Here is a 26,347-nt window from a genome sequence, read left to right as displayed (position 1 = left end):
ATCTCAAGCAGCTTCTTGTTTAGGATACTGGACTTCAATCTGGCCAGAGCCGCGCCAGCGCCGCGTCCGCCTGCGCACGCAGGAAGGGCAGGTGCCGATAGAATAGCTCGGCGGGGTCCAGAGCGTCCAGCTCGGCCGCCGGGCTGCGCAACTCCTCGGCCGCCAGGCGCTCCAGCCAGGAGCGCGCCTCCGGGAAATGCTCCGCGTAGGCATCGAGCAAGGCGTCGATGTCGTGCGGGTCAACGATGACGCCGCGTTCCAGGAAGAGGCGCAGGCTCAGGACGCGGCTATAAAGGAAGAAAAGCCGGTAGGAGTTGCCCCCGGCCCAGGAGCCCAGGCCGAACATGCGCAACGCTAGCGCCAGCTCTGAGGCGGCCTGCCGGGCGCTGCGTCGCAGCTCCTCCGGGCCAGGCGGCCGCAGGCCGCCGCCCAGCTTCCAGCGCAGGCGATAATGGCCCGCCCAGAGAGGGTGGCGGCTCAGCGCCCGGACCCACAAGCCGTCACCGCGGTCCGGCCCGCCCAAGGCCCAGGCGAAGAACGGCGTGTCCAGATGCGGGACCAGAAGCAGGGCCTGCATGACGTTCCGGGTGACCAGCCAGCCGGCGCTCTGGAACCGCGGGTCGCGCAGATGCCAGCCGTCCATCAGGCCGGCGACTTTGCGCAGCGCCTCCGGCTCGGGCGCGCCGGACAGCACCACGTACCAATGGAACAAGGTATCCATGAACAAACCCGTCCCCGGGCCGAGCGCTGAAAGCAGCGCCGGCCAGCCGTCGCAGCCGGCGTTGGCCGGGGGGCTGTGCGCCGGGCCCGTGGGCGCGGACGCAGCGGGCAAGGCCAGCCCGCCGCAGAGGCCGTCGATGCGGGACAGGGCCAGGCCCAAGAGCCTCAGCCCCGCGTCACGGTCCAGGAGGTCGGGCTGCTCCAGGCCGCGCCGCAGGTCCCCCGGCAAGGAGCCGGTCAGCTCGCTGCGCGCCCGGAGCCTCTCCAGGGCCGTGGGCAGGCCGTCCTGCGCCGCAGAAGCGTGCCGCAGCACGTCCAGGAACCCCTTGGCCACGCGGAACCCAAAATCCGGCAGCCGCGGCTCGCGCGCGGATTCGAAGTAGGTCTGGGAGAGGAAGATGTAGGCGGCCAGGGCCTCGTGCAGGTGCAGCCGGGCCGAGTCGACCCCTGCCGGCGCGGGCGCGGGCGGAGCCCCGCCTCTGAGGACCTGCCAGCCCGGCGCCTCTAGGCGGCGGATCCCTCCGCAGGAGAGGTACGCGGCCAGCTCATCCTTCGTGGCGACCTGCAGCTCTCCCAGCATCGGGAATAGGCTCTTGGCCAGGCGATAGCGGCGCCAAAGACCGCGCAGAAGGTCCGCCTCCCCATCCCGGGGGATGTCCAGGACCGCGAGCAGGTCCACGTCGCTGACCCCGGGCGTCAGGCCCTGCCGGCTCAGACCCCGGCGCAGATAGAGCGCGGCCAGAGGAGCCAGGAGCAAGGCCGCCAGACGGACCGCGAGGCCGTACGCGGCGCAGTAGCCGGCCCCGAACAGCGGCCAGCCCCTGGTGGCGATGACCAGCCGTCGCAGAGAGCCTTGCAGGACCATCCGTGCCAAAAGTATAATAAATACTCGTCCCCTCCACAGGAAATGACCAAGACGGCTCCCCGCGCCAGCATCATCATCCTCACCCACGACGACGTGGACTATTTCGAGGAATGCCTGGAGAGCGTCCGGTCCCGCACAGACGTCCCGCACGAGATCATCGTGGTGGACAACGCCTCCCAGGCTCCAGCCGTGCGCCGCCTGGAGCGCCTCTGCCGGCGCCCGAACATCCGCTTGATCCGCAACGCGCAGAACCGGTTCTTCGCGGCCGGCAACAACCAGGGCATCCGGGCGGCGCGCGGACGCCACCTCGTGCTGCTCAACGCCGACGCCGTGGTCGGGCCGCAGTGGCTCAGCCGCCTCATCGCCTGGGCCGAGCGCGACAACGAGGCTGGACTGGTGGCGCCCATGACCAACTCGGCTCCGGGCCTGCAAAGCGCCAGCGCCCCCTCCTATCGCGGCGCCGCGGACCTGCCTAAGTTCTCCTGGGCCTGGGCGCAGGCGCACGCCGGCCGCAGCCGGGAGGTCCACCGGCTCATCGCGTTCTGCCTGCTCGTCAAGCGCGAGGTGGTCGACCGCGTGGGCCTCCTCGACGAGCGCTTCGGCCCGGGCGGCTACGAGGACTACGATTATTGCCTGCGCGTCCGGCAGGCGGGCTACAAGCTCCTGCTGGCCGAGGACGTCTTCGTGCACCATTACGGCGCCATGGGCTACCGCGGGGTGGATTATTCCCATCACCGGAGGATCAACCGCGAGATCCTGGCGCGCAAATGGTCCCAGTTCGTGTTCCACGCCCTCGACGACACGGACGCGGCGAGCTGGGACCTGCGGAGGAGCCGCGATGAACAAGAGCTACAAGGCCGCCGGGCACGTCGCCTGGCGGCGCGTTGACGAAGAAGTCGTGGTCCTGGACCTCGACTCCAGCGTCTACTATTCCCTCAACGACACCGGCTCCCGCATCTGGGAGCTGCTGGCGGCGGGACATCCCGTCGAGAAGGTGGCCTCCCTCGTGGCGGAGGAGTATGGCGCCGCGGCCCCCGACGTCGCCCGCTACGCCGACGCCCTGCTCAAAGAGCTGCTCCGCGACAAACTCCTGGCGCCGGCCTCTTGAACACACTCGTCATCAAGCTCGGCGCCCTGGGCGACGTGGTCCGCACCACCCCGCTCTTGCGCGCGCTCCCGGGGGAAATCACCTGGGTCGCCGACCACGCCGCCCATCCGCTGCTTCCGCGCGAACCTCTAGCCGCGGTCCTGACCTTGGCGCAGGCCGCCGCCCTGCGCGGGACCCGCTTCGACTTGGTCCTGAGCCTGGATGAGGACCGGGAGGCCGCCGCTCTGGCCTCGTCGGTCCAGGCCGGCCGGCTTGTGGGGACTTATCTGGGTCCGGACGGCGGCCTGCGCTACACGGACAGCGCGGCGGCCTGGTTCGACCTGAGCCTGATCTCCCGCCTCGGCCAAGCCCAGGCCGACAGCCGCAAGCGGTCCAACGACCGCACCTATCAGGATCTCGTCTTCGCCATGCTGGACCGGAAGTTCGGGGGCGAGGAATACTGGATCGGCCCCGCCGCCCGGCGCCCAGGGCCGGGCCGGCCCCTGCGGATCGGCCTCGATGGGCGGGCCAGCGAGCGTTGGCCCATGAAGCGCTGGAGCGGCTTCCCCGAGCTGGCCCGCGGCCTTGAAAAGGACGGTCTGCGGGTGGAGGTCTTCCGGCAGCGTGACAGCCTGCAGGAGTTCCTGGCGGACATCGCGGCCTGCGACCTGGTGGTCTGCGGGGACACCTTGACCATGCACCTGGCCCTGGCTCTCGGCATCCGGACCGTGGCGCTCTTCATCTGCACCAGCCCCGCCGAGATCCACGGCTACGGGAGGCTCGCCAAGGTGGTCAGCCCGCTCTGGCAGGACTACGCCTATGGGCGGGGCTCCGCGCGCGCGCCAGGCGACGCGCTCACCGTCCCCGAGGTCTGCGAGCAGGTGCGCCGCGAATGCGGCCGGATCGGGGTCGTCGAGCGGTCATGAGACTCGCCCTGCTGCCCGGCACCTCCCTGCAGGACCCGACCTATCGCCGGGTGCTCGCCTCGCTGGCCGAGGCCCTGCGCGGCAGCGGCTGGAAGGCGCGCTGCTTCTGTCCGCGGCGCTCCCGACTCGGAGACCTCGCGCTCTTCCGCCCCGACCTGGTGCACCTGCATTTCTCCGGGCATCTCGGTGCGGCCGCGCGCCGCTGGCTGGACTCCGCCGCGGTCAGGCGGGCCAGGCTGGTGGTCACCTTCCAGGACCTCGACCACCCGGACCTGCCGGCTCCGGACGCAGTCCAGCGCCGGCACATCGCATCCCTCCTCGCCCGCGCCAGCCGGGTCACCGCCCTGACCCCGGACCTGGCCCGGGCGGTGGGCCGGCGCTATCCCCGGGCCGCGGGCCAGGTCGCCGTGGTGGGCAACGGCGTGGGTCGGGAGTGGTTCTGCCGCGCGGCCGGACGCCGCGATGGAGACAGCATCGTGGCCGCGGCCAGGCTGGCCCCCTACAAGGGCATTGACCTCCTGCTCTGGGCCTTCTGCGGGTTGCTCCGCCAGGAGCCGCGAGCCCGCCTGCTCGTCTTTGGGCAGGATTTCCAAAATGGCCGCTTCCAGGACCTGGCCCTGCGCCTGGGCCTGCGCGGCCGCGTGCGCTTCACCAAGGCCGCAGCCGCCGCGCCCCTGCGCGCGGCCTTGGCCAAGGCCAGGGTCTTCGTCTCTGCCTCGCGCCGCGAGACCTACGGCATGGCGGTGCTGGAGGCTTTGGCCGGGGGCGCGCCGGTCCTGACCACGCGCACCGGCATGGCCGCCCGGCAGCTGCGCCACGGCCGGGAGGCCTGGCTCGTGCCGCCCGGCGACGTCGCGGCCCTGGAGCGCGGCCTGCGGCACCTCTGGTCGGACCCGGCCTTGCGCCTGCGCTTGGCCACGGCCGGGCGCCGCATGGCGCAAGGCGCGCTCTGGCAGAAGCGCGCGCGCGAGTACGCCCGCCTCTACAAGGACGGCAAGGAGCGGCCATGCGGCTGAGCCTCATCATCATCAGCCACCGGCCGGAGCTGCTGCGGCGCTGCCTGGAGAGCCTCGACGTCTCGCCAGGCTCCGAGGCCGAGGTCGTCGTGCTCCTCAACGGCCTCGGGCCAGCCGGCGCGGGCCTGCGCGAAGAGCTGGCCTCGCGCTGGCCGCTGGCGACCGTGCTGGACGCCGCGCGCTCGTCGCGGGGCGCGGCCCGCAACCTGGCCGTAGGGCGGGCCCGGGGCGAGATCCTGTACTTCCTCGACGACGACGTGGTCGTCCCGCCCGGATTCTGCGGGCGGGTCCTGGAGAAATTCGCCCGGCATCCCGAGGTCTGCTACGCCGGCGGCCCGAACCTGGGGGCGCCCGAGCCCACCGCGTTCCAGCTCGCCGCGGACGCGGTCCTCAGCTCGGCCTGGGGAGCGGGCCCCATGCGCGTCCGCTACGCTGCCGGGGGTGAAGACCGTCTGCTGTCGTCCTGGGGCTTCATGCTCTGCAATCTCGGGGTGCGGCGCCGGGTCTTCAGCGAGGACGGGCTGGCCTTCCCCGAATCCTGCGTGAGCGCCGAGGAGAACCTCCTGCTCTACCACGCGGAGCAGCGCCGCGGGCCCGGCCTGTTCAGCCCGGAGCTCCATGTCTATCATGTCCGCCGCGGGGACATACCCGGGTTCTGCCATCAGGCTTTCCAAAGCGGAGCCGGGCGCATGCAGATCACCCGCATGGCCCCCGGCTCCTTGCAGCCGGTGACCTTGCTGCCGCCCGCCGGGCTGGCCTACCTCGTGTTCCTGGCGCTGGGGCCGAGGACGCTGGCATCCTGGGCTCCCCCGGCGCTATACGCGGGGGTCTGCCTCGCCGCGGCCCTGCGCCTGCTCTGGCGGACGCGTCGTCCGGCTGCCGCCGCCTGGTTCCTTCTGCTGATGCCGCTGGGCCATCTCTCCTACGCCCTGGGCATGCTGCGCGGCCTGCTTCTGTCCACGGGCGCCCCCGCCAAGCCATGACCGAGCTCAACCTGGACATCCACGGCGTGCCCGTGACCCTGAGCGGAGGCCCGGCCGAGGTCCTGGACGACCTGCGCCGGGACTTCGAGTACTTCTTCCTGCCCTTCCCGGCCGAGGGAGCCATCCATATCGAGCTGGAGCCGCGCCTGCCGGAGCGTTCCCCCGAAGGCCGGCCTCTCTTCCGGACCAAAGACTACGCGGTCTTCGACCGCTCCGGAATACGCCTCATCGTCTATGCCGACGAGGCCCGTGCCGAATACGACTACGCGGCCAAGCACGGCAGGATACTCTGCCCGGATCCGGAACGGCTGCACGAGCTGGCCCTCCTGGCGGTGCTCTCGCGCGCGGGGGAGGCGCTGGACCTCAAAGGCTGGCACCGAATCCATGCCCTGGGCTTCACTTGCGGCGAGCGGGGCGGCCTTCTGCTGCTGCCTTCGGGGGCGGGCAAGAGCACCACCGCCCTGGAGCTGCTCCGCGCGACCGACCTGGGCCTGGTCTCCGACGACACCCCCCTGATCGCCGACGACCTCCGGCTGATGGCCTTCCCCCTGCGGCTGGGCTTCGCCCCCGCCACCGAGCTCCGCGACGTGCCCGAGAAATGGCTGCGCAGCATGCGCCGTCTGCGCTACGGGATCAAGCGCCTGGTGGACCTGGGATTCTTCCGGGAGCGCGTGCGCGGCGGAGTGCCCGTGGCCTGGATCCTCATCGGGGAGCGCCGGCCCGGAGCCGCTCCCCGCATAGAGCCCGCCTCCCGGCTGCGCGCCGCGGGCGCGCTGGCGGTCCACCTGGTCGTGGGCTCGGGCATCGCCCAGATGTCGGAATACATGCTGCGCGCGGACCTCGTCGGGTCGGGGCCCGCACTTTGGCGGGGATCGCGCTCTCGCGGGCGCGGACCGCCATCGGCATCCTGCGCCAAGCCCGCCTCTTGCGCTTTTCTCTAGGCGACGATCCCAAGGCGAACGTGGCCGCCTTGGCGGCCTTCTTGGCGGGCCCAAAGGCCCTTGACCAGCGGGACAGAGGATGTTAAACTAACCCTTAAGATGGCAAAGAAGACCCGCCTCTCTGCCGGCAAGAATGCCAAGAGGAAGAAGTACTCCAAGCCGCGGCTCACCCGCCATGGTGAGCTTTCCAAGACCGCTCTCGCTCACAGCTACTGAGCCGTGGACGCGGACCAGGCCGAGGCTTCTTTATTCTATGGCCCGGCCAGGGCATAGACAGCAGTCATAGGGACAGGGTCCCGGCTCCTTGAATAACCTCACCCCGCCCCGGCGCACGTTCCCTAGGAATCCCTGAGACTCGGGCCGCAAGGAAGCCTTCTCCTTTCTGAGCGCGGCTTGGCAGCGCCACAAGTCGCCGGCGAAGTCGAGCAGGAGCCAGCGCAGGCCGGCGGCGCAGAGGCGCCCCCGGGGGCCGCCCGCCTCCTGATTGAATTCCACGGTGCCTTCCCGGCTGCATAGTGCCGCGAGCGGGCTGCCCGGCGGAGGCATCGGGAGGAAGGCGCGCCGGCGCCTGTCGTAGCAGGGTTGCAGGATCAAAGTGAGGCCCTGCTCCCGCAGACGGGCGGCCAGCCGCTCGATCTGTTCCAGGCGTTCCGGACGCGCCACGGTCGAGACCTGGAGCCTGGCCTCGATCCCCTCCGCGAGCAGGGACTCCCGCAAGCGCAGGCATTTCCCCAGGAAGGCCTCCGGGTCGGCCTCATCCAAGTGCAGGCTGGCGTGCAGGTATGCCAACTGGCCGCCGGCGGCGCCCAGGAAACCAAGATAGCGCTCCAGCGGGAAGGACAGATTCGTCTCCATGGCCACACTGTGGCCCAAGGCGCAAATCCTGCGGACGAGCGAGAGCAGGTCCGGATGGGCGGAAGGCTCGCCGGAACTCAGCCGCACCGTCCAGGGCCGCGGCAGTCCGGAAAGGAAGGCCAGGCCCGCGGCCAGCATGTCCTCGTCGATGAAGCGCTTGGCTCCGCCCCGCTGGGCTGGCGGGTCCGAGCGTCCCTCGCAGCAATAGGAACAGTGGTAATCGCACCAGTCCGTGATGTTCCAGTGCATGTGCCCGGACGAGCTCATGGGCGTGTATCATACAACATCCTCGCCGGGCGCGGCCTTGGCCGGTACGACCGGGCTCGACGTCAAAATGTGATAGTATTTCGAACATGGGCCGGAGCCGCAGGCCCGCGTCCATCTTATCTAGAATCTTCATGCGGAGGATGGGGGTCTGAACAGATCGCTGACGGCATTAGTCACCGGCGCCAACCGCGGGATCGGATTCGAGGTCTGTCGGCAGCTCGCCCTTCAGGGCATACGGGTGGTGTTGACCGCCCGAGACGCCCGCGCAGGGCTGGAGGCGGTCACCAGGCTCGGCCAAGCCCAGGCCATCTTTGCGGAACTGGACGTCGCGCAGGAATCTTCGGTGCAGGCCTGCGCGGCCAAGCTGGATCGAGACGGCGTGGCCGTTGACATCCTCATCAACAATGCGGCGATGACCTTGTCCGACTCGCTGCTCGCATGCCCTTCCGGCATTGTCGAGGGGACGCTCAAGACGAATCTTCTCGGCGCCGCGTGGACATGCCGAGCCTTCGTCCCGAGGATGCTGCGCAGCGGCTACGGCCGCGTCGTCAATGTCTCGTCCGGGTGCGGCGCTTTCGCGGAGCAGCTGCCCGGGCCAGACGCATGGTACAGCATCTCCAAGGCCGCGCTCAATGCCTTCACGCTCAAGCTTGCGCAGGAGGTTTCCGGGGACGTGAAGGTGAACGCTGTCTGCCCCGGGTGGGTCCGCACCCGGATGGGCGGGCCGTCCGCCCCCCTGGACACCGAGAACGGCGCCGATACGATCGTCTGGCTCGCCACCCTTGGCGCTGACGGTCCCAACGGGGGAATGTTCCGCAATCGCCTGCGGATCGACTGGTGAGCTCCTGAGCCCATCCGACATGTCTTCCCTATTCTGCAGTTGGGAGATCATTCACGCCTGCAACTTCCGCTGTCCGTATTGTTTCTTCATCAAATGCTGGGAAAGCGCTCCCGAAGACACCAATACGCGCCACGCCGGGTGTTCCTCCGAGGATTGGCTGGCATTCTGGTCCAGGATCCACGGGTCCAGCGGTTCGTTCAAGATAGAGATCACCGGAGGCGAGCCCTTCCTGTATCCCGGGTTCATCCCTCTGGTTGAAAAGATATCCAGACTGCACTTGCTGCGGATCATCACGAATCTCTCCGCCCCTGTCAGCGGCATCGTGGAGCGGTTGGATCCCCAAAGAGTGCGGTTTCATTCCAGCTTCCATCCCCACTTCGCCAAGATCGAAGATTTCCTGGACAAGAACCTGGCCCTGCGCGCCCGCGGATTCCATGTCACGACCACGGCGGTCGCCTATCCTCCGATCTTCGATCAGCTGCGGCACGCCTGCGATCTCCTGCAGTCCTCAGGCATCCCTTTCTGGGTCGCGCCCTACCAGGGGACATACGAAGGGGTCTCCTACCCGGAAGGATTCACCGACGAGCAGAGGGCGTGGCTCTATGCGAGCCATGCCGCGGAGTCCCGGAGGGCCTTCGCGTACGGCGTGGAAGTCCTCCGTCCGCTGGGCAAGCTCTGCGCCGCGGGGCAAAAGTACTTCCGTGCCTATCCGGACGGGTGGATCCATCGCTGCAGCGGAGCAAAAGACGTGCCCGGCGCCAAGGCGATGGGGAACATCAAGGACCCGGATTTTCAGATGCTGTCCGCCCCTTCGCCGTGCCCGGCGGCGCGATGCTTTTCACCCATGGAGTACCATCACCTCGGCGATGTCGCCGAGAAAGACCGCTGGCGCTTCGGCTGGTGATCCCGGGCGGCGCCGCCGCCCAAATGTGATAGTATTTCAGACATGGACCGAGCCAGCATGCCGGCCTTCTGGCGCCTGTTGCGCGAGCTGACCTGGGTCGAATTCAAGCTGCGCGAGCAGGGCACCGTCCTGGGCTTCATCTGGACCCTGCTCTCCCCCCTGCTCATGTTCATCGTCCTGTACGTCCTTTTCGTGCGCTGGATGGGCAAATTCGTGGACCAGTACGCGGCCTACCTGCTCATCGGCCTGGTCCTGTGGAACTTCTTCCAGCGGACGACCTCCATGGCGCTCACCGGCTTCTCGCGGCGCCGCTCGCTCATCAAGAACTACAAATTCCCTCGCGAAATCATCCTGTTCTCGACGATTGGCTCCGCCCTGATCCCGTTCGTGGTGGAGCTGGCCCTCCTCATGGTCTTCATCCTCGCCTTGGGTGTGCCGCCGCGGGTCACCTGGCTGTTCCTGCCCTTCGTCATCGCGGTTCAGCTCCTGTTCGTCACCGGGATTTCCTTCTTCCTGCCCCTGATCGCGGCCGAATACCGGGACATGGAGAGGATCTGGGAAGTGCTGACCATGGCCCTCTTCTATGTCACCCCGGTCTTCTACCCACTCTCCATCATCAGCGAGGGCAAACGGACGATCCTGCTCTACAACCCCATCACCCAGATCCTCATCGCCGCCCGAGGCTGCCTCATAGACGGGAAGATCCAGCTCTGGCCTGCCTTCGGGGCGCCGCTCCTGGTCGGACTGCTCCTGTGCGCGGTCGGGTTCTACCTGATACGCCGGTTCGAATATCACATCGTGGACCGGATGATGGAGCCCTGACGATGCCCGAGCCGAGCGCCGACGTCGTCATCCGGGCCCAGGGGCTCGCCAAGAGCTTTCTCATCGGCAGCAAGGCGGAAAAAGAGAGCTCCCTGGAGACGACCCACCGCCTGCTCACGGGCGCGGGGTCCCGCCGCGTCCTCTGGGCGCTGCGCCACCTCGACCTCGAGGTGAACCGCGGCGAGACTTTGGGCATCATCGGCCCCAACGGCGCCGGGAAGAGCACCTTGCTGCTCCTGCTGGCCCGCATACTCGCTCCGAGCGAAGGCCGCCTTGAGGTCTCGGGCAAGACCGATCAGTTCTTCGGGCTTGACGAAGGCCTGCAATCCCAGCTGACGGTCCGCGAGAACATGTCCCTGTGCGCGGCCCTCCTGGGGATGCCGCCGGAGGTCTTCGCGGCGCGGCTGCCGGCCATGCTCGACTTCTCCAAGCTGCACGACTATCTCTACGCGAAGTTCGGGGAGCTCTCCACCGGGCTCGCCGCCCGCGTCGCTTTTTCCGTCGCCATCCACGGCGACCTCGACATCATCCTGGTCGATGAGAAGCTCGCGGTGGGCGACGGCGCCTTCCAAGACAAATGCCTCTCCGTTTTCCGGGATTTCCAGAAGCAAGGCAAGACCTTGCTCATCGTCTCGCACAGCCTCCAGCTCATCGACCGGCTTTGCCCGCGGACCCTCTACCTCAACGCGGGCCGGACCGCCTTCCTGGGCGACACGACCGAGGCCATCCGACTCTTCGTCAAGGAATGCGGCGGGGCGTCGCCGGAGCCGCGCCCGCTGATGCGCCGGGCCGAGCCGCCCCAGGCTGAGCCCGCCCTGGCGCCCGCCGCGGTCCTGCCGCCCGCTCCGGTCCCATCCCCCGCTCCGGTCCTGCCGCCCGTCGCTGACCCGGACGCTCTCCTCGAAGAGATCCGCGACGGGGTGCGGGCGGAACTCAAGCGCGACCGCGCGGACCAGTCCGCAGATCTGTCGCAGCGGCTCGACCAGGCCGTCGGAGAGATCACGGACCGGCTGGAGGCTTTCAAGGCCGGCACTTCAGCCGCCTTGCTCAAGAGATTCGACCATGCCATGGGACAGCTCGCGGACCGGCTCGAAGAACTCCGACTCGCGGGGCTGAAGACCGCGGCCGAGAAGCTGACCCAAGGGCAGACCGTCTTCCTGGACGCGCATTGGGAGGAGCGCTCGGCCGCCTTCGCCAAGAAGCTCGACGAAGCGGTCGCCCGCCTCACCGGGGAGATCGAGGGCATCCAAAGCTCCTGGCTGCAGAACGGGAGCAGACAGAAGGCCTCGCTGGATTCGGAATGGGAGCAGCGCTCGACCGACTTCGTCAAGAAGCTCGACCACGCCGTGGGCCAGCTCGCGGACCGTATCGAAGGGCTCCGGGCCGACTGGCAGCAGACGCTGGCCGAGGTCGCTGCGGCCGCGCCGGAGGCGCCCTCCTTGGCGGCGGCCGGCAAGCCGGCGGATGTCGCCTCCACGCTGCGGGGCCTGCGCCGCCAACCGATCGAGGAGGAGGTCCTCCGGGCCTGGCCCGCGGCCCTGCGCCACACCGGCCCGCTCGACGTCTGCGGGTCGTTCAACGACGCGTTCCTTTTCCTTCTCTGCCAGCTGACGGCCCCGGCCTCCGGCCCCCGGCTGCGTCCGGGAGACGAAGTCATCACGACCGCGGCCAACATGCCGATCGCAGGCTATCTGCCCGCCTTCGGTCTGGTCCCGGTCTTCGTGGACCTGGACCCGGCCACCTACAACCTGGGCCTGTCGCAGCTGAAAAAAGCCCTAGGCCCGGCGAGCCGGGCCGTTCTGGCGACCTGCCTGGCCGGCGGCACCCCGGACCTGGAGCGCCTGCGCGCCTTCTGCGACGAGCATAAGCTGCTGCTCATAGAGTGCGCGCCGCATTATCTGGGCTGCCGGTGCGGAACCCGGATGGTCGGGACCTGGGGAGACGTCGGCTGCGGCTCCACGGGCGGACCGTCCGACTCCCCGGAGACCTGGGCCCTGGCTCTGGCCCGGCCGGAGCTGGGCGATATCTTCGCCCAGAAGGCCCCCAGGCCCGACAACCTCCCTTTCATCCTGCATCATCCCGCGCCGGTGACGGCGCTGGGGCTCTCTTTGGCTTTGGAGGCCAGCCGCGGTCTAGGCGACGCGGCCAAGCGGCGCAAGGCGGCCGTCGCGGAGTTGCGGGCCTTCTGCGCCTCCTATCCGGACCTCTTGACGCTCCCGGAACTGCACGCGCAGTTCAGCGCCGACGCGGAGAGCTTCACCGCCATCGTGAAGGAGACCGCCCCGTTCTCCGCCGCGGAGCTGGCGGCGGCCCTGGCGGCGGCGTCCGTGGGGCTGCTGCCCATCGACATCCGGATCAACGCGCAGATGAAGCGCGTCTACGGCCTGGAAGCCCGGGTCATCAGCGACTTGCCGAACACCGGCCTCCTGCTCAGCCGGGGGCTCAACATCGCCGTGGACAACCAGGATGGGGCGGAAGTCTGCGCGGCCCTGGCCCGGTTCGTCCACGCCCAGGGCTTGCGCCGCTGAGACGGGCCCCGGTCTTCCCTAAAGTTCCTAATCAGGCCGGGCCAGGAGCCTCTGTAGGTGGCGGGTCAGGACGCCGGAGAGCCGCTTGGCCTCGTCCGGATGGGTCGCGCTGACGTCTTTGGTCTCCTCCGCATCGGCCGCCAGGTCGTAGAGTGAGGTCTTGCCCCCCGGCTCCTCGGAGACCAGCTTCCAGCGCGAGTCCCGGACGTAATGCTTGATCGCGCCGGACTCGTTCCAGGTGGCGGTCGCCGCGCCGAACACCGGACGCTCCGGGACGTCCTCTTGGCCGCGCATCAGGGGCAGGAGGCTGCGGCCCTCGAAAGGCCCGGGCTTGGGCAACCCCGCCAGTTCCAGCAAAGTGGGGGCCACGTCCACCAACTCCACCAGCGAGCTCACGCGGCGCGGTGCGAGCCCCGGCGCCCAGACGGCCAGGACCACATGGAAGATCCCGTCGTGCGTGGACATGTTTATGCCGTGGGCGAACTTGCCGCCCTCGCCGAAGAGCGTGCCGTGATCCGACATGAGCACCACCACGGTGTTCTCCATGACCCCCAAGCGCTCGAGCTCCGCGAAGAACCGCCCCAGGCTGGCGTCGAGGTGCGCGACCCGGTCGTCGTAGATGGAAGCCATGTGCCGCCTGGTCCGGGGATCCTTGGCCGCCGCCTCGATCTCCTTGCGCAGCCAGTCCGAGGGCTCGGGCTTGTTGCCGGAATAGGAGTCGCCGTTGAAGGCCTTGAAGAAGTAGAAGGTCCCCATGAACCGCTCCGTCTGTTCATGGTCGCCCGGGTCCCAACGGTCCCGCTCGGACTCCGGGAGCTCTAGCACGTCGAAGGGCGGATGCACGTCCTGGGGCTGCAGGAATAGGAAGAAGGGCTTGGCGCGGTCCTTCTGGATCCATTTCAGGGCGAGCGGGATATAGGCGTCCATCTGCCGAGGCAGGTCGCCGCTGAGGTAGGTGTCGAAGCCCTTGCCGAAGCCGTACTGCAGGGCCAGGTTCGGGCCGCCGGTGAAGCCGGCCGTGCGATAGCCGGCCTTATGGAAGACCTCGGCCAGCATGGTCTCGGAATCGCTGATGGCGGTGAACTTGCTGACGGCGTGGTGCTGTTCGGCGTAGCGCGAAGTGAAGAGGCTCGCGAAGCTCGACAGGGTGTAGGAGCCTTGAGAGAAAGTCCGGTCGAAGACCACGCCCCGGGCGGCGAGGCGGTCGATGTTGGGGCTGGTCGGATACTTGTAGCCGTGCAGGCTCAGGTGGTCGGCGCGCAGGGTGTCGGCGCCGATGATGAGGACGTTGAGCGGCTGGGCCGGCCGCGCCGCGGGGGCCGCGGCCGCCGAGAGATGCTGCGCCAAGGCGAAGCAGAGGGAGAACATGGTCATAGACATATCATATGGCTCCTATTTGACGACCTCCACGACAGCTTCCGCCGGCCTCTTCAGCCGGGACCCGGGTCCGGGCCCGAGCCGCGCTTCCACGACGCGGACGCCGCAGCCGGGACGGCGGGGAAAATCGGCATAACGCACCGTCCAAGGGCGGCCTTGGGCGCGCTCCCGGAGAGCGTCCAAGGCGTTGCACCTCTGCCCCCAGGGCGGGATGCTGGCCTGGGCGAGCGGAAGCACATGGAAGCCCTGGCTCGCCAACTCCGCCAAAGTGCGCCGGGGATTGGACCAGTCGACCAGGTGCAGATGCAGCCGGCCTCCCGGGGCCAGGCTCCGCCGCGCGGCCTCTACGAGCGCGACCGACAGCTCGGCGCCGTCCCGGCCGCCGCTGAGGAACCGCGAGACCAGCGGGGCCCGGCGCATGGCCGGCTCGCGCATGAGCCGGCTCGCGCCGGGTGTGCTGGGCAAGGTCGAGACGATGAGGTCGGGCCGGCAGCTCAGCCGCGGCAGGCGCTCTGCGAAGGAGCCCCGCAGGAACCGGCAGCGGCCGGCCACGCCGTTGAGCCGCGCGTTGAGGCGGGCGGTGCGGATCGCGTCGGCGCTGACGTCGATCCCGTAGACCCGCCGAGCCCCCAGCTTGGCGCAGAGGATGGCGTGCAGGCCCGCGCCCGTGCCGACGTCCACGACGGTATCTCCTCGGCGCAGGCGGATCTGGGTGGCGTTGAAGAGGCCGACGAAGTTCGGGACGAAGACCCGCTTTTCCGGGATCTTGAGCCGGATGCATAGGCCCTGCAGATGATAGGTCAAATCCAGCATGAGGACACCGCCAATGACATTACGAATAATTTGCCAAAGCCGGCAAGGCGCATTTGTCGGCCCGGGCCTGCTTTGGTCCATGGCCGAATGATCTGAGATCCAATGGGCTCTTTCCTGGTCCACCGCGTCAGCGGTAGTGGTACCGCAGGCCGAGCGCCGCATACAGCGGTTCGCCGAGATACGGCTGCGAACCGATGTACACAGCCGTGTAGCGCCGGTCGAGCAGGTTCTCGCCGTCGAAGTAGACCTCGAGGTCCTTCGTGACCCAGCGGGAGGCCGAGAAATCGAGCACGAATTCTTCATCCAGGGGACTATATTTGTGCGTATCGTCGCTCCAACGCTTGCTAAGATAGCGTCCGCCCAGGCGCGCGGTCACGATCTTCGGGTCGTCGAAGCTGATCTTGAAGGAGGCTTGGTGGCGAGGTATGTCCGCGAGCGCCTGGCCCTCGGAAGTGGGGCTTAGGGGGTTGCTGATGACCGTGGCATCCGTGTAGGTATAGGTCGGCAACAGGGACCACTGGCGGCTGAAGCGCACGGGCGCCTCGACCACAACGCCCCGGCTGCGGACTTGGGCGACGTTCTGCGGCTGAGTGTCGTTGTTTGAGTTTACGATGACCGAGGAGATCGCGTCCTTCATCTTGACCCAGAACAGGGTCGTGCGCAAGTTCAAGGCCCCGAGCGCCAGGTCGGAGCCGAACTCGCCGCCGATATCGAGGATCTCGGGTGCGAGGTTAGGGTTCGGCAACAGGGTCGTGACCGTGGACTTGCCTGGAACCGGGGTTTTCGCCCCTCGATAGAGGGAGTTGATGTCTGGCGCGACAAAGGCGCGGTAGACCGCGCCGCGCAGGGCCAGGGATTCCAGGGCCTGGTAGCGCAGGGCCAAGCGCGGGCTGAGGAAGGCGTACTGCTTCGCTGGCAATGCCGCCTCCCCGGCCGAATCGAGCTGGTGCAAGTCGTGATTCTGCCAATAGTCCACGCGCGCGCTCGGGGCCACGATCAGGTCCGGGACGGGGTTCGCGGTCCACTGGCCGAAGAAGCCAATGTTGGTCTGCGTGGCGCGCGTGCTGCGGTCCACGGTGTAGTTGCCGCTGTTGTCATAATCGAACTCATGGACTTGGCCGGAGACATTGCGCACGTCCATCCCAAGGGTGACCGAGGAGGACAACGCCTCGAAGGGGTGAGACCACTGGAGGCTGCCGCCGCTGTCGTAAGAGGGCAGGTCGTTGCGCAAGGTGGTCACGTCGAGCGTGCGGGCCGTGTTGGTGGCCCCGTTGTTGGAGTCCACGTGGTGCTTCCCGTAGAAGGCTTGGCCGCGGACCTCGCCGCCCGCGTCCAGAGGATGGTGGAAGCCGCCCGCGACTTCGAGGATGTCGCGCTTGGTGAACCAGTGGTCGATGCCGAAGTTGCGCGCCTCGTAGAAGGCGTCTCCGCGCAGGAACCAGAAGGGGCCGGTCGCGTCGCCCTTGAGCGAGGCCGCCTTGACCTGCAGGGTGGTGTTGCGGGCCCAGGCATTATGGTCCACCTGGCCGCGGCTCTGGGTCGGAAGCCATTGGTAGCCGTCGGTCCGGAAGTCGTTGTAATCGATGCTCAAGCCGAATTTCGGGGTCGCCCCGAACCAATCGCTCAAGCTGACGACGTCGCTGACGTAGGCGTTGGTCTTGAAGGTGTTGCGCGAGCCGTAGGAGAAGTTCAAGTCCGCGGCGCGCTCCTTGGGCGACCGCGTGATGATGCTGATGGCTCCGCCCATGGCGTTGTTGCCGTAAAGGCTGGAGCTGGCGCCGAGCATGACCTCGACGCGCTCCACGGTGTCGGTCGGAACCATGCTCCACGGCACCCAGCCCCCGAATCCGTCGGTCAGCGGCATCCCGTCGAGCATGACCAAAGAGCGCGCGCCCCCGAGCAGGCTCATGCCCAGACCCAGGATGGAGACGGTCTGCAGCGACGGGTTGACGATGTTGCTGCTGATGGTCCGCATCTGCACTCCCGGGACGTTGCGCAGGACGTCGTCGAGCGCATGCGCCGGAGCGGCCTTGACCTCGGCCGAGGAGATGACGGTCACGACCCCGGGGACAGTCCGGTTCAGTTGGCCGTACCGGGACGCCGTGATCACGACCGGCTCGGGCTCCGGAGCGGCCTGCGTCCCCAAGGCCCGCGCGGCTGCCGGGAGGCCGGAGAGCAAGATCACGAGGGCCGTCCGACGTGCGCCGCGATGAGTCAGCATGGTCATCTCAAGACCTCCGGAGTGTTGGGGTAGGTGATTATCGGCGATTGTCTCCGTCTCTGTCCATGACGGCGGCAACGCAGCCAACATGACGGTTGTCATGTTGGAGGCATACGATTTATGGCAACATCGGGGCGATGAGACCCAGGGATCCAGTGATAGGCCAGTTCCAGAAGAGGGCTAAAACCTATTCCGGTTCAGCCAGTTGGATCTCCGACCGCCGACTCATCAAAACGCATCTGCAGTCCTGCGGACGGCGCCCACCGGGGCACGTGCTCGAGGTGTGCTGCGGGACCGGGATGGTCGGCAGGAACTTTCAGGCCGCGGGCTGGAGCGTGTGCGGCATCGACCTGACCCGCGACATGGCCGAGGAAGCCAACCGCTATTTCCCCTGCATATGCGGCGCGGCGGAGGATATCCCCTATCTTGCCGGCTCGTTCGACGTGGCCGTCCTGCGCCAGGCGTATTTCCTTTTGAAGAACGGCCGCCAGGCGCTGGCTGAGATCGCCCGAGTGCTCAAGCCGGACGGGGTCCTGGTGTTCAGTCAGACGGTGCCCTACTCGGCGGATGACGCCGATTGGCTGGGGCACATCCACCGGACCAAGCAGGCCCAACTGAGGCGATTTTTCACGGAAGAGACCCTCGCCCTGGATCTGGAGCGAGGTGGTTTCCGCATCTTGGAGAGGCGCCGGCTGTCGGTCCGGGAGAACATCACGAGGTGGATGGCGGCCGCGCCCGAGCTGACCAAGGCCAAGACGGCGGAGGTCTGCGGCCTCGTCGCACAGGCGCCCGAGGCCTATCGCCGGCTGCATCGGGTCGCAGTAAAGGACGGCGCGGTCTTCGAGGACTGGAACTGGGTGGTCTTCACGGCCCGGAAGACGCAGCGGCCATGACGCTTCCGGAGAACTCGGCTCGGACCATCGAGCGCGTCGCCGCGATCCCGCTGCCCCATGAAGCCAAGGCCGTACACGGCCATGCCGTCGGCCTGCTGATCCCGCCGTCAGTCTTCGTGGTCCCCCGGGGCTGGGAATGGACCCACACCGCCCCTTTCGAGGGTCCGTCCATCCTGTCCAGCCTGGTCAAGGGCCTGGGCTATCCTTTCCGCATGATCGACCAGAGGGATGATTTCGATGCCGAGCATGTGCGGGGGCTGGCCGCGGACTGCGACATCGTCGGGGTCAGCGTCTACGGCGACAGCTTCAACTACGTGCGGCGGGCGGTGGAGGTCCTTAAGGCGGAAAGGCCGCAGCGCCCGGTGGTCCTCGGCGGACCGCTGGCCACCTCCGTGCCGCGCCTGCTGCTGGAGACGACCCGGGCTGACTTCGTGGTGGCCGGGGAAGGCGAGCTGACCTTTACGGAGCTGCTGGACCGCCTGGCCGGCAGCGAGCTGGCCCTGCCGGTCTCGAAGATCCTGGGCCTGGCCTGGAAGGACGAGTCCGGAGCGGCCCGGCTCAACGCCCCGCGCCCGCAATTGCGGGACCTGGACGTGGTCCCATTCCAGGACCTCAGAGCCTGGGACCGGTTCCGGGGCAAGCCCATCCCGGAGCTCTATCTTTCCTATTCGCGCGGCTGCCCCCACAGCTGCACCTTCTGCTACCGCGCCTTCCCCAAGCTGAGGCGGAAGTCCGTGGAGCGGGTGAAGAGGGAAATGGACTACTACGCGCCCTGCGGCTTCCGCTACGCCTGGTGGAACGACCTGACCTTCGTCACGGACCGCGACTACCTGCGCCGGCTCATGGACACCGCGATCAAAGGCCATCGCTTCCGCTGGAACGCCTTCAGCCGGGTCACCGGCCTGGACGAGGAGACGCTCCTGCTGATGAAGAAGAACGGCCTCGATATCATCCTGTACGGCATGGAATCCGTCTCCCCGGCGGTCCTGGCCAGATACCGCAAGGGCACCTCCAAGAACGCGATGGTCGAGGTCATCCGGCTGCACCGCGAGTGCGGGGTGAAGGTCGGAGGGCTCTTCATCGTGGGCGCCCCGGAGGACGACCGCCAGGGCATGCGCGACCTGGTCGAGTTCTGCAAGGAGTTCAAGGAGGTCACCCGGGTCAAGTACCTCTCCGCCCTGCCGGGCACCCCCTTCTACCGGGAGTGCCTCAAGAACGGCGTCATCCCCGACGAGCGCAAGCACCTGGAGTGGCTCTCGGAAGAGCAATCCATCGAAGAGGATATCGACCACCCCGGGTTCGTGAAGTTCACGGAGCATCTGACCAAGGCCGAGCTCCGGCAGGTCTACCATGACGTCAACGGCCTCATCGAGTCCCGGCCCTACGACCACAGCCGGGAGGACAACGTGTTCCTGGAGGCCGGAGAGAAGTTCATCAAGAGGAAGCCCGCAAGCCAATGAACCCGATCGCGGCGGGCCTGACCCTGGTCCTGGGCTCCACCCTGGCCGCCGCCGCTCCGACGAATATCCGCATCGCCTATCCCGAGAACGGCACGCTCATCAGCGCGCAAGTCGGCCTGACCTTGGGCCGGACCGGCCTGTTGCGGGCGAACGGCTTCGCGCCCGAGCTCTTCGCCCTGTCCACCGGCCGGGACATGAAGCTCGCTCTCGTCGGCGGCAAGGTCGACGTCATCCTGACCAGCGAGGCCAATTTCGTGGTGCTCCTGGCGGAAGGCTTCCCGGCCTACGGCATCGCTTCGCTGGGCGCCGGGGGCGACATGGGGCTGGCGGTCCGGGCGGGCTCGGGGTTAGGAAGTATCGCGCAGCTGCGCGGCAAGACCATCGGGACATTGTTCGGCACGTCGCTGCATCGCCCGGCCCTGGAATGGACCCGCGGTGTCCCGGAGGTCCGGATCGTCGGCATGTCCAGCATCGGCGCGCTGCTGGCGGCGCTGGAGGCCAAGAAGATCGACGCGGCCCTCCTGTGGGACCCGTACATGACGGATGCCGCAGCCCGCGGGATCGTCAAGGTCCTCCGGAAGGAGCCGTTGGAGCTCATCGCCGTCGCGGCCAAGAGTTTCGTGGACCGCCAGCCCGGCGCGCTGGAGCGGCTGCAAGGGACGCTGCGCGAGGCGGTCCTGTATTTCGTGCGGCACAAGGACGAGGTCAACGGCTGGGCCAGCGGCACCACCAAGCTGGACGCGAGCCTTATCGACCGGGTCTCGCGCACCAACCGGAATTACGACAAGGCCCGGCTGGAGCAGATCGACATCCGCATCAGCCCATCCTTCATCGCCAAGATGGAGATGACGGGGTCGTTCCTCTACGCCAACAAGGTCATCAGCCGGAACCCGGACATCGGCGGCTCCATCCGCAATCCCAGATGAGCTTCCTCCGCAGGGCGCTCTCGGTCCTGGCCCCCTTCGCCCTGGCTCTTCTGGTGTGGGCGGGCCTGTCCGCGACCGGACGCGTCAACGTCTTCATCCTGCCGGCTCCCGGCTCGGTCTTCCGCGCGCTGGTCCAAGGCCTTTCATCCGGAGAGCTCCTATCCGCCGCGGCTCTGAGCCTGTGGCGGGTCGGCTGCGGGTTCGGCATCTCGCTCTTGACGGCGCTGCCCTTGGGGATCGCCTTGGGATACAGCCGCCGGCTCAGAGCCCTTCTCGACCCTCTGCTCAAGTTCATCCGGCCCATACCGCCCATCGCCTGGATCCCCCTGGCCATCCTCTGGTTCGGCATCGGCAACGGACCGTCATATTTCCTGACCATGATCGCCTCGTTCTTCCCGATCCTCACCAGCACCATGACCGGCGTGGAGAACGTGTCCCAGCAGCACTTGGCGGTGGCGCACTGCTTCAGGGCGACGCGGACGTCCATCCTCTGGGACATCGTCATCCCCTCCTCGCTGCCCATGATGATCTCCGGGATCCGGACCGGATTCGGGTTCGCCTGGATGGCCGTGGTGGCCGCGGAGATGATCGCCACGCGTTCCGGGCTCGGCTACCTGATCTACACCAGCCAGGACCTGCTCCGCACGGACCGGGTCCTGGTGGGGATGCTGGCCATCGGGATGATCGGCCTCCTGGTCGACACCTTGATCGTCCATATGAAGGACCGTTGGATCCATTGGGTCTAGGCCATGCTGTCTCTTGAGAAAGTCTATTTCAAATATCCCGTGCGCCGGCACGGCGACGGGGCCGCCCCCTGGGTCCTCGAAGACATCTCTTTGACGGCGCAGGCCGGGGAGTTCATCTCCGTGATCGGGCCCTCGGGGTGCGGCAAGACCACGCTCCTCTCGCTGATCTCCGGCCTGCTGCGGCCGAGCCGCGGCAGGATCCTGGACCACGGCCAGGAGGTGCTCGGTCCGTCCCGAAGCCGGGTTCTGATCTTCCAAGGGCATCTTCTGTTCCCCTGGAAGACGGCCGCCCAGAATATCGAGTTCGTCCTGAAAGCCAGAGGACTGCCCCCGGGCCTACGGCGCGGGCAGGCGCTGGAGTATCTGCGGCGGGTCAGGCTGGAGGCTCATGCGGACGCTTACCCGCGCGAACTCTCGGGCGGCATGCAGCAGCGCATCGGCATCGCGCGGGCACTGGCCGCGGAGCCGGACGTCCTGCTCCTCGACGAACCCTTCAGCTCGCTGGACCTGGTAGCCAAATGCGCGGTCATCGACGAGCTCAAAGCCATCGCGGGGCAGATGGGCAAGACCATCATATTGGTCACCCACAACCTCGAGGAGGCTTTCCACATCGGACATCGGGTCTATCTGCTGACCAAGGGCCCGGGCCGGATCGCGGCGACCTTCGACCCCTCCGCGACGAAACCGGACCAGCTCCAGTCGCTCGGGTCCAGCAGCGAGTTCCAGGCGTTCAAGGAAAAGGTCTCCGCACTCATGAACGATTCCGACAAGGAGGCATGACATGCTACGCACACTCACGGCGTTGACCCTGCTGTGCGCCGGGCTCCCGGCCGCGGCCGCCGAGCCGGGCTTCTCCCGGGACGCCCTCTGCCCCGGCTGCAGCGTCATCCTGGTGTCGTTCGACGCGCTGCAGGCCGCGCACGTGCATTCGCTCGGCTATCAGCGCCTGACCACCCCCACCATCGACAGGCTGGCCGGCCAAGGCGTCCTGTTCAGCCAAGCTATCAGCCCGGCGCCCTGGACTTTGCCCGCGCACATGTCCTGGTTCACGGGGACCTACCCCTCTTTGCACAAAGTCGTCAACAAGTTCGTGGTCCAGCCGGACCGCTTGGTCCTCTCCAGCCTGGAGCAGCTGTCCCCAGGGACCGAGACGCTCGCGGAGGCCCTGCATGAGCACGGCTACGCCACCGGGGGCTTCACAGGCGGGGCGGGAGTCAGCGGGAGCTTCGGCTTCAGCAAGGGCTTCGATGTCTATTCCGACGACGTGCCGCCCTTCACCGGCATGGAAGCCTCCATCCCCAAGGCCCTGAAGTGGCTGGAGGGACGCCAGGGTCAGCGCTTCTTCCTGTTCCTGCACGGCTACGGCATCCATGGGCAGTACATGCCCGCGGGGGGCTACGACAAGAGGTTCGTGGACCCCCCTTACGAGGGGTTCTACGACGGGACCCCCTCCCAGCAGAGGGTCCTGCGCGAGCTGGGGCTCAAACAAGCGATCGGCCTCGATGATCCGGACGTGAAGTTCTGGCGCGACATCTACGACGAGAAGATCGCCCGCACGGACGCCCTGTTCGCCGGCTTCCTCTCCTCGCTCCAGGCGATGAAGCTGGACCGGCGCACCGTCTTCGTCCTGGCCTCGGACCACGGCACCGAGGAATACGAGCACAAGAGGTTCGACCACGGCTACGGCCTTTACGACGAGATGGAGCATGTCCTGCTGGCGGTCGTCGCGCCGGGCATCAAAGGGGGGCGCCGGGTCACCGTCCAGGTGGGAACGCTCGACATCATGCCCACCATCCTGTCGTTGGTCGGCATCCCGCAGAGCTCCCGGCTCCAGTCGCAGCTCAAAGGCAGGAGCCTGGTCCCGCTGATGACGGGACAGGAAACGGTTGGCGAGGACGTTTACATGGAGACGGACTACCGTCTGTTCACCCATAAGCGCGGCCTGCGCACGCGCGACGGCTGGAAACTCATCCACACGTTGGAGACGGGGAAGATAGAGCTGTACGACCTCAACTCCGATCCGCAGGAGATGACCGACCTGGCCGCCAGCCAGCCCGACCGGGCCAAAGGGCTGGACGACCGGCTCTTAGCCCAATATCGCAAGATCGGCGCCGTGCTGGATCACTGGGAAGTGGGCTGCAACCCGGTGTATCCGGACCAGTGTCACTGATTTCCCTCAGCGAGAAATGGCGGGGGTGATTTGATAGAATCTCTCATCCCGATGCCGACACGGACCGCCGCGCGCGCGCGCCCGAACCTGCTTTACCCCGACCTGGGGCCATGCGGGCGCCCGGGGCCCGAGGACTGCGCCCGGGTCGTCTCTTTCCTGCGGACCCGCGGGTCGTTCCGGCGCCTGCCCGAGGAAGCGGTCGCGGCACTCGCGTCGGCGGCATCCCCTCGGCGCTACGCCGCCGGAGAGACCGTGTGCCACGCGGGAGAGCCGGCGCGAGAGATGTTCGTGGTCCAAGAGGGCCGGCTGTGCACCAACCAGTACAGTTCGGGCGGGGGCCGGATGTGCATCGACATCATGCTGCCCGGCGACATAGCCGGCATGGCCACCGTCTCTCATGACAGCTATATCTGGGAAGTGCTCGCGGCCCGGGACACGGTCCTGCTCGTCATCCCGCGGGAAGCGGTGCTCCGGCTGCTGGACAGCCATCCCGCCTTCCTCCGGGAGATCCTCAATCGCCATGCCCAGCGCCTGCAGTATGTGGAGACCCTGCTCTATCTCTCCCGCGAAAGGGTGGAAAAGAGGCTGGCGGCTGCGCTGCTCTATCTCCACCACAAATTCGGCGCGGTCCTGCCGGTGCGGCGCGCCGAGGTGGCGGAGATGGCCGGGACCACGGCGGAGACGGCCATGCGGACGCTGAGGCGGCTCGAGGAGTCGGGCTTGGTGGAGAGGCATCGAGGGGAGATCGTGATCCGGGATGCGCGGCGGCTGCGAGCGCGCCTGGAGCGGTCCGCCGGCTCAGCACCGGCAGCATGACGGGCGTCATGTGCCCTCCATGAGGGCGCTCATTCAATGACCTCCGGGCGGTTTAGTTGAATCCCCGCTATCCACCGGTCCCAGGAGGGATGATGAGAGACGTCCTCAAGAGAGCGGCCTTTCCCACGATCGCGGCTTTGACGCTCATCTGCGCCGCCCCGCTCAGCGGCCGCGCCGCCGACCCGGCTCTGGATCCCCTGGTCATCACCGCCTCCCGCTACGTCCAGTCCGCCTACTCGGTCCCGGCCTATCTCACCGTCGTGTCCTCGGCCTCGCTCAAAGCCGTCCCGGCGCAGACCTTGGACGACGCCCTGCGCACGATGCCGGGGGTCAACATCTCGCTGGGCAGCAGCCGGGTGGTCAACCCGGCCCTGCAGACCGTGTCCATGCTGGGCGCCGGCGGCACGGGCCGCGCCTTGGTCCTCCTCGACGGCCTGCCGCTCACCGACGGCTTCACCAGCTTCGTGCCTTGGAGCAAGGTCCCGCCGGCCCTGGTGGAGCGCGTGGAGATCCTGCGCGGAGGCAACTCCAACCTCTACGGCACCAACGCCATGAGCGGCGTCATCAATGTCATCACCCGCGCCCCGAAGGAACGCGCTCTGGACCTCGACTACTCATACGGCGAGCACGACCAGTCGGGACACCGCAGCACCCGGATATTCAACGTCTATGCCAGCGAGACGTTCCTCGACAAGTTCGGCCTGAGCGTGGGCTACAACGACTACTACACCGACGGCTACGCGTGGCTGAGGACCATAGACCGCGGGCCCATCGACCACAACGCCACCGCCCGGAACTGGGCTCTCAATATCAAGGCCGCCTCGCTGCGGGGCGGGGCGGGGGGGCCCCTCTGGTTCGTGCGCGGCATGATGTTCCAAGACGCGCGCAACCATGGGATGGACCAGTTCTTCGACTCGCGCGACGAGATGGACCTGGCCGCGGGCTTCCGCCTGCCGCTCGACTCCGCGGGCGAGGTGCGCGGCAACGCCTTCGTGGGCAAGCACCTCCTCGACAGCACCAACGCCGCCATCAGCACCGGCCGGTTCAACGACTACCAGTACGTGCACAACGTGCTGCCTTCCTTGGACAGCGGCGCCAGCCTGCAATGGTCGAACATCTTCGACCTCCTCTCCTCCTCGGTCACGGCGGGCGTCGACGTGCGCAACGTATCCGCGCGCAACGACGAGTCCGACTTCTCCACCACCGGCGTCTTCCAGAACAACATCAGCTCGGGGGGCACGCAGACCACCATCGGCCTCTTCGGGCAGTGGAGCCTGGACCCCCTGCCCGGGCTCACGCTGGTGCCCAGCGGCCGCTTGGACTACTGGCAGAACCACGGCGCCTTCCAGGACACTTTCGACGGCACCGGGCACCAAGCCCTCCCCTCCAAGAGCTACACCTTCTTCAGCCCGCGCTTGGCGGCGCGCTACCAGGCGACAGAGCCGCTGGCCCTGCGCGGCGCGGTCTACCGAGCTTTCGTCGCGCCCACCCTGCAGAACCTCTACCGCGGGGCCCGGCCGCAGGGTCAGATCCAATTGCCCAACCCCGACCTCAGTCCGGAGGTTCTGCGCGTGGGCGGCGAATTCGGCTGGGACTTGGCTCTCGGGCCCGCCACCTTCCGCGCCACGGGCTTCTGGAGCGAGATATCCAATTCGATCGGGAGCGTGACCATCGTCAGCGGCAAGCTCACCAAGGTCCAGAACATCAGCTCCATCCGCGTCCGCGGCGCGACCTTCGAGGTCCCCTGGCAGGTGAGCCGGCAATGGGCGTTCACCCCGTCCTACACCTACACCAACGCCATCATCATGGACAGCATCGCCAGCCCGGGCACCGCGGGCAACATGATCCCGAACATCCCGCGCCATCAGGCCGCCTTCGCGCTTGGCTTCGACGACCCCCGCATCGCGACCGCGCAGCTCCGGGGGCGCTACCTGACCAGGCGCTACGGCGATGACGCCAACACCCAGCTCCTCGACGAGCACTTCGTGATGGACTTTTCGGCTTCGCGCTGGCTCACCAAGAATCTGGAGGTCTACGGAGACGTCGAGAACCTATTGAGCCGGAGCTACACCGCGGTCCAGCTCGGCGCCTTGCCGCTGCTGGGCGAGCCGTTCTACGCGGCCCTCGGCCTGCGCCTGCACTACCGCTGAGCTGATTTGCTAGCATGGCA

Annotated in this window: 23 protein-coding genes; 18 read left to right on the top strand and 5 right to left on the bottom strand. The window is 67.7% G+C overall.

Annotated features, from left to right (window positions below; genetic code table 11):
• Positions 1 to 34 precede the first annotated feature (34 nt).
• Positions 35 to 1,585, bottom strand: coding sequence for a hypothetical protein (locus NTY77_11530; GenBank protein ID MCX5796117.1), 1,551 nt, complete (start codon positions 1,583 to 1,585; stop codon positions 35 to 37).
• A 42-nt stretch (positions 1,586 to 1,627) separates the two neighbouring features.
• Here NTY77_11530 and NTY77_11525 point away from each other — a divergent pair, with 42 nt between their 5' ends.
• From NTY77_11525 to NTY77_11500, 6 genes are read left to right on the top strand one after another with little or no spacing between them, the layout of a single operon-like run.
• On the top strand, positions 1,628 to 2,473 hold the full coding sequence (locus tag NTY77_11525) for a glycosyltransferase family 2 protein (protein ID MCX5796116.1): 846 nt from the start codon (positions 1,628 to 1,630) through the stop codon (positions 2,471 to 2,473).
• A complete protein-coding gene (locus NTY77_11520; GenBank protein MCX5796115.1) occupies positions 2,424 to 2,693 on the top strand; it encodes a PqqD family protein in 270 nt (89 codons plus the stop codon). Before NTY77_11525 ends, NTY77_11520 begins: the two co-directional genes overlap by 50 nt.
• The gene (locus tag NTY77_11515) at positions 2,690 to 3,598 is read left to right on the top strand and encodes a glycosyltransferase family 9 protein (protein MCX5796114.1); all 909 of its coding nucleotides are present in this window, start codon (positions 2,690 to 2,692) and stop codon (positions 3,596 to 3,598) included. Before NTY77_11520 ends, NTY77_11515 begins: the two co-directional genes overlap by 4 nt.
• Positions 3,595 to 4,614 carry a glycosyltransferase family 4 protein gene (locus NTY77_11510; GenBank protein MCX5796113.1) on the top strand — a complete coding sequence of 340 codons (1,020 nt, stop codon included), beginning with the start codon at positions 3,595 to 3,597 and terminating at the stop codon, positions 4,612 to 4,614. The genes NTY77_11515 and NTY77_11510 overlap by 4 nt, the downstream gene beginning before the upstream one ends.
• Positions 4,605 to 5,597 (top strand): glycosyltransferase, encoded by a 993-nt coding sequence (locus tag NTY77_11505; GenBank protein MCX5796112.1) that lies wholly within the window; start codon positions 4,605 to 4,607, stop codon positions 5,595 to 5,597. The genes NTY77_11510 and NTY77_11505 overlap by 10 nt, the downstream gene beginning before the upstream one ends.
• Positions 5,594 to 6,538, top strand: a complete 945-nt coding sequence (locus NTY77_11500; protein ID MCX5796111.1) for a hypothetical protein — start codon at positions 5,594 to 5,596, stop codon at positions 6,536 to 6,538. The genes NTY77_11505 and NTY77_11500 overlap by 4 nt, the downstream gene beginning before the upstream one ends.
• Positions 6,539 to 6,784: 246 nt before the next feature.
• Here NTY77_11500 and NTY77_11495 read toward each other — a convergent pair whose 3' ends face one another.
• Entirely contained in the window at positions 6,785 to 7,660 is an 876-nt protein-coding gene (locus tag NTY77_11495; protein ID MCX5796110.1) for a radical SAM protein, read from the bottom strand.
• Positions 7,661 to 7,820: 160 nt separating this feature from the next.
• Here NTY77_11495 and NTY77_11490 point away from each other — a divergent pair, with 160 nt between their 5' ends.
• From NTY77_11490 to NTY77_11475, 4 genes are read left to right on the top strand one after another with little or no spacing between them, the layout of a single operon-like run.
• A complete protein-coding gene (locus tag NTY77_11490) occupies positions 7,821 to 8,501 on the top strand; it encodes an SDR family NAD(P)-dependent oxidoreductase (GenBank protein MCX5796109.1) in 681 nt (226 codons plus the stop codon).
• Between the two features lie 19 nt (positions 8,502 to 8,520).
• Positions 8,521 to 9,405 (top strand): radical SAM protein, encoded by an 885-nt coding sequence (locus NTY77_11485; protein ID MCX5796108.1) that lies wholly within the window; start codon positions 8,521 to 8,523, stop codon positions 9,403 to 9,405.
• Between the two features lie 42 nt (positions 9,406 to 9,447).
• Positions 9,448 to 10,227, top strand: a complete 780-nt coding sequence (locus NTY77_11480) for an ABC transporter permease (GenBank protein ID MCX5796107.1) — start codon at positions 9,448 to 9,450, stop codon at positions 10,225 to 10,227.
• A gap of 2 nt (positions 10,228 to 10,229) precedes the next feature.
• Entirely contained in the window at positions 10,230 to 12,755 is a 2,526-nt protein-coding gene (locus NTY77_11475; protein MCX5796106.1) for a DegT/DnrJ/EryC1/StrS family aminotransferase, read from the top strand.
• 27 nt (positions 12,756 to 12,782) lie between these two features.
• Here the strand turns inward: NTY77_11475 and NTY77_11470 are convergent, their stop codons facing one another.
• The 3 genes from NTY77_11470 to NTY77_11460 form a co-directional block, all read right to left on the bottom strand.
• Entirely contained in the window at positions 12,783 to 14,129 is a 1,347-nt protein-coding gene (locus NTY77_11470) for a sulfatase (protein MCX5796105.1), read from the bottom strand.
• An 18-nt stretch (positions 14,130 to 14,147) separates the two neighbouring features.
• Positions 14,148 to 14,945, bottom strand: coding sequence for a 50S ribosomal protein L11 methyltransferase (locus NTY77_11465; GenBank protein MCX5796104.1), 798 nt, complete (start codon positions 14,943 to 14,945; stop codon positions 14,148 to 14,150).
• A 127-nt stretch (positions 14,946 to 15,072) separates the two neighbouring features.
• Positions 15,073 to 17,172, bottom strand: a complete 2,100-nt coding sequence (locus NTY77_11460) for a TonB-dependent receptor (protein MCX5796103.1) — start codon at positions 17,170 to 17,172, stop codon at positions 15,073 to 15,075.
• A gap of 293 nt (positions 17,173 to 17,465) precedes the next feature.
• Here NTY77_11460 and NTY77_11455 point away from each other — a divergent pair, with 293 nt between their 5' ends.
• The 8 genes from NTY77_11455 to NTY77_11420 all read left to right on the top strand — a co-directional run bounded on the left by NTY77_11455 (position 17,466) and on the right by NTY77_11420 (position 26,327).
• On the top strand, positions 17,466 to 18,059 hold the full coding sequence (locus NTY77_11455; protein MCX5796102.1) for a class I SAM-dependent methyltransferase: 594 nt from the start codon (positions 17,466 to 17,468) through the stop codon (positions 18,057 to 18,059).
• A complete protein-coding gene (locus tag NTY77_11450; protein MCX5796101.1) occupies positions 18,056 to 19,519 on the top strand; it encodes a radical SAM protein in 1,464 nt (487 codons plus the stop codon). The genes NTY77_11455 and NTY77_11450 overlap by 4 nt, the downstream gene beginning before the upstream one ends.
• Positions 19,516 to 20,445, top strand: a complete 930-nt coding sequence (locus tag NTY77_11445; protein ID MCX5796100.1) for an ABC transporter substrate-binding protein — start codon at positions 19,516 to 19,518, stop codon at positions 20,443 to 20,445. Before NTY77_11450 ends, NTY77_11445 begins: the two co-directional genes overlap by 4 nt.
• Positions 20,442 to 21,191, top strand: a complete 750-nt coding sequence (locus NTY77_11440) for an ABC transporter permease (protein MCX5796099.1) — start codon at positions 20,442 to 20,444, stop codon at positions 21,189 to 21,191. Before NTY77_11445 ends, NTY77_11440 begins: the two co-directional genes overlap by 4 nt.
• A 3-nt stretch (positions 21,192 to 21,194) precedes the next feature.
• Complete coding sequence (locus NTY77_11435) at positions 21,195 to 21,971, top strand: ABC transporter ATP-binding protein (GenBank protein MCX5796098.1); 777 nt, start codon at positions 21,195 to 21,197, stop codon at positions 21,969 to 21,971.
• A gap of 1 nt (position 21,972) precedes the next feature.
• On the top strand, positions 21,973 to 23,361 hold the full coding sequence (locus tag NTY77_11430) for a sulfatase (protein ID MCX5796097.1): 1,389 nt from the start codon (positions 21,973 to 21,975) through the stop codon (positions 23,359 to 23,361).
• Positions 23,362 to 23,412: 51 nt separating this feature from the next.
• Complete coding sequence (locus NTY77_11425) at positions 23,413 to 24,177, top strand: Crp/Fnr family transcriptional regulator (GenBank protein ID MCX5796096.1); 765 nt, start codon at positions 23,413 to 23,415, stop codon at positions 24,175 to 24,177.
• A gap of 92 nt (positions 24,178 to 24,269) precedes the next feature.
• The gene (locus tag NTY77_11420; protein ID MCX5796095.1) at positions 24,270 to 26,327 is read left to right on the top strand and encodes a TonB-dependent receptor; all 2,058 of its coding nucleotides are present in this window, start codon (positions 24,270 to 24,272) and stop codon (positions 26,325 to 26,327) included.
• Positions 26,328 to 26,347 lie beyond the last annotated feature (20 nt).

This window comes from Elusimicrobiota bacterium, from assembly GCA_026388095.1.
Lineage (GTDB): Bacteria > Elusimicrobiota > Elusimicrobia > UBA1565 > UBA9628 > UBA9628.
This window is presented reverse-complemented; position numbering and strand designations above follow the sequence as displayed.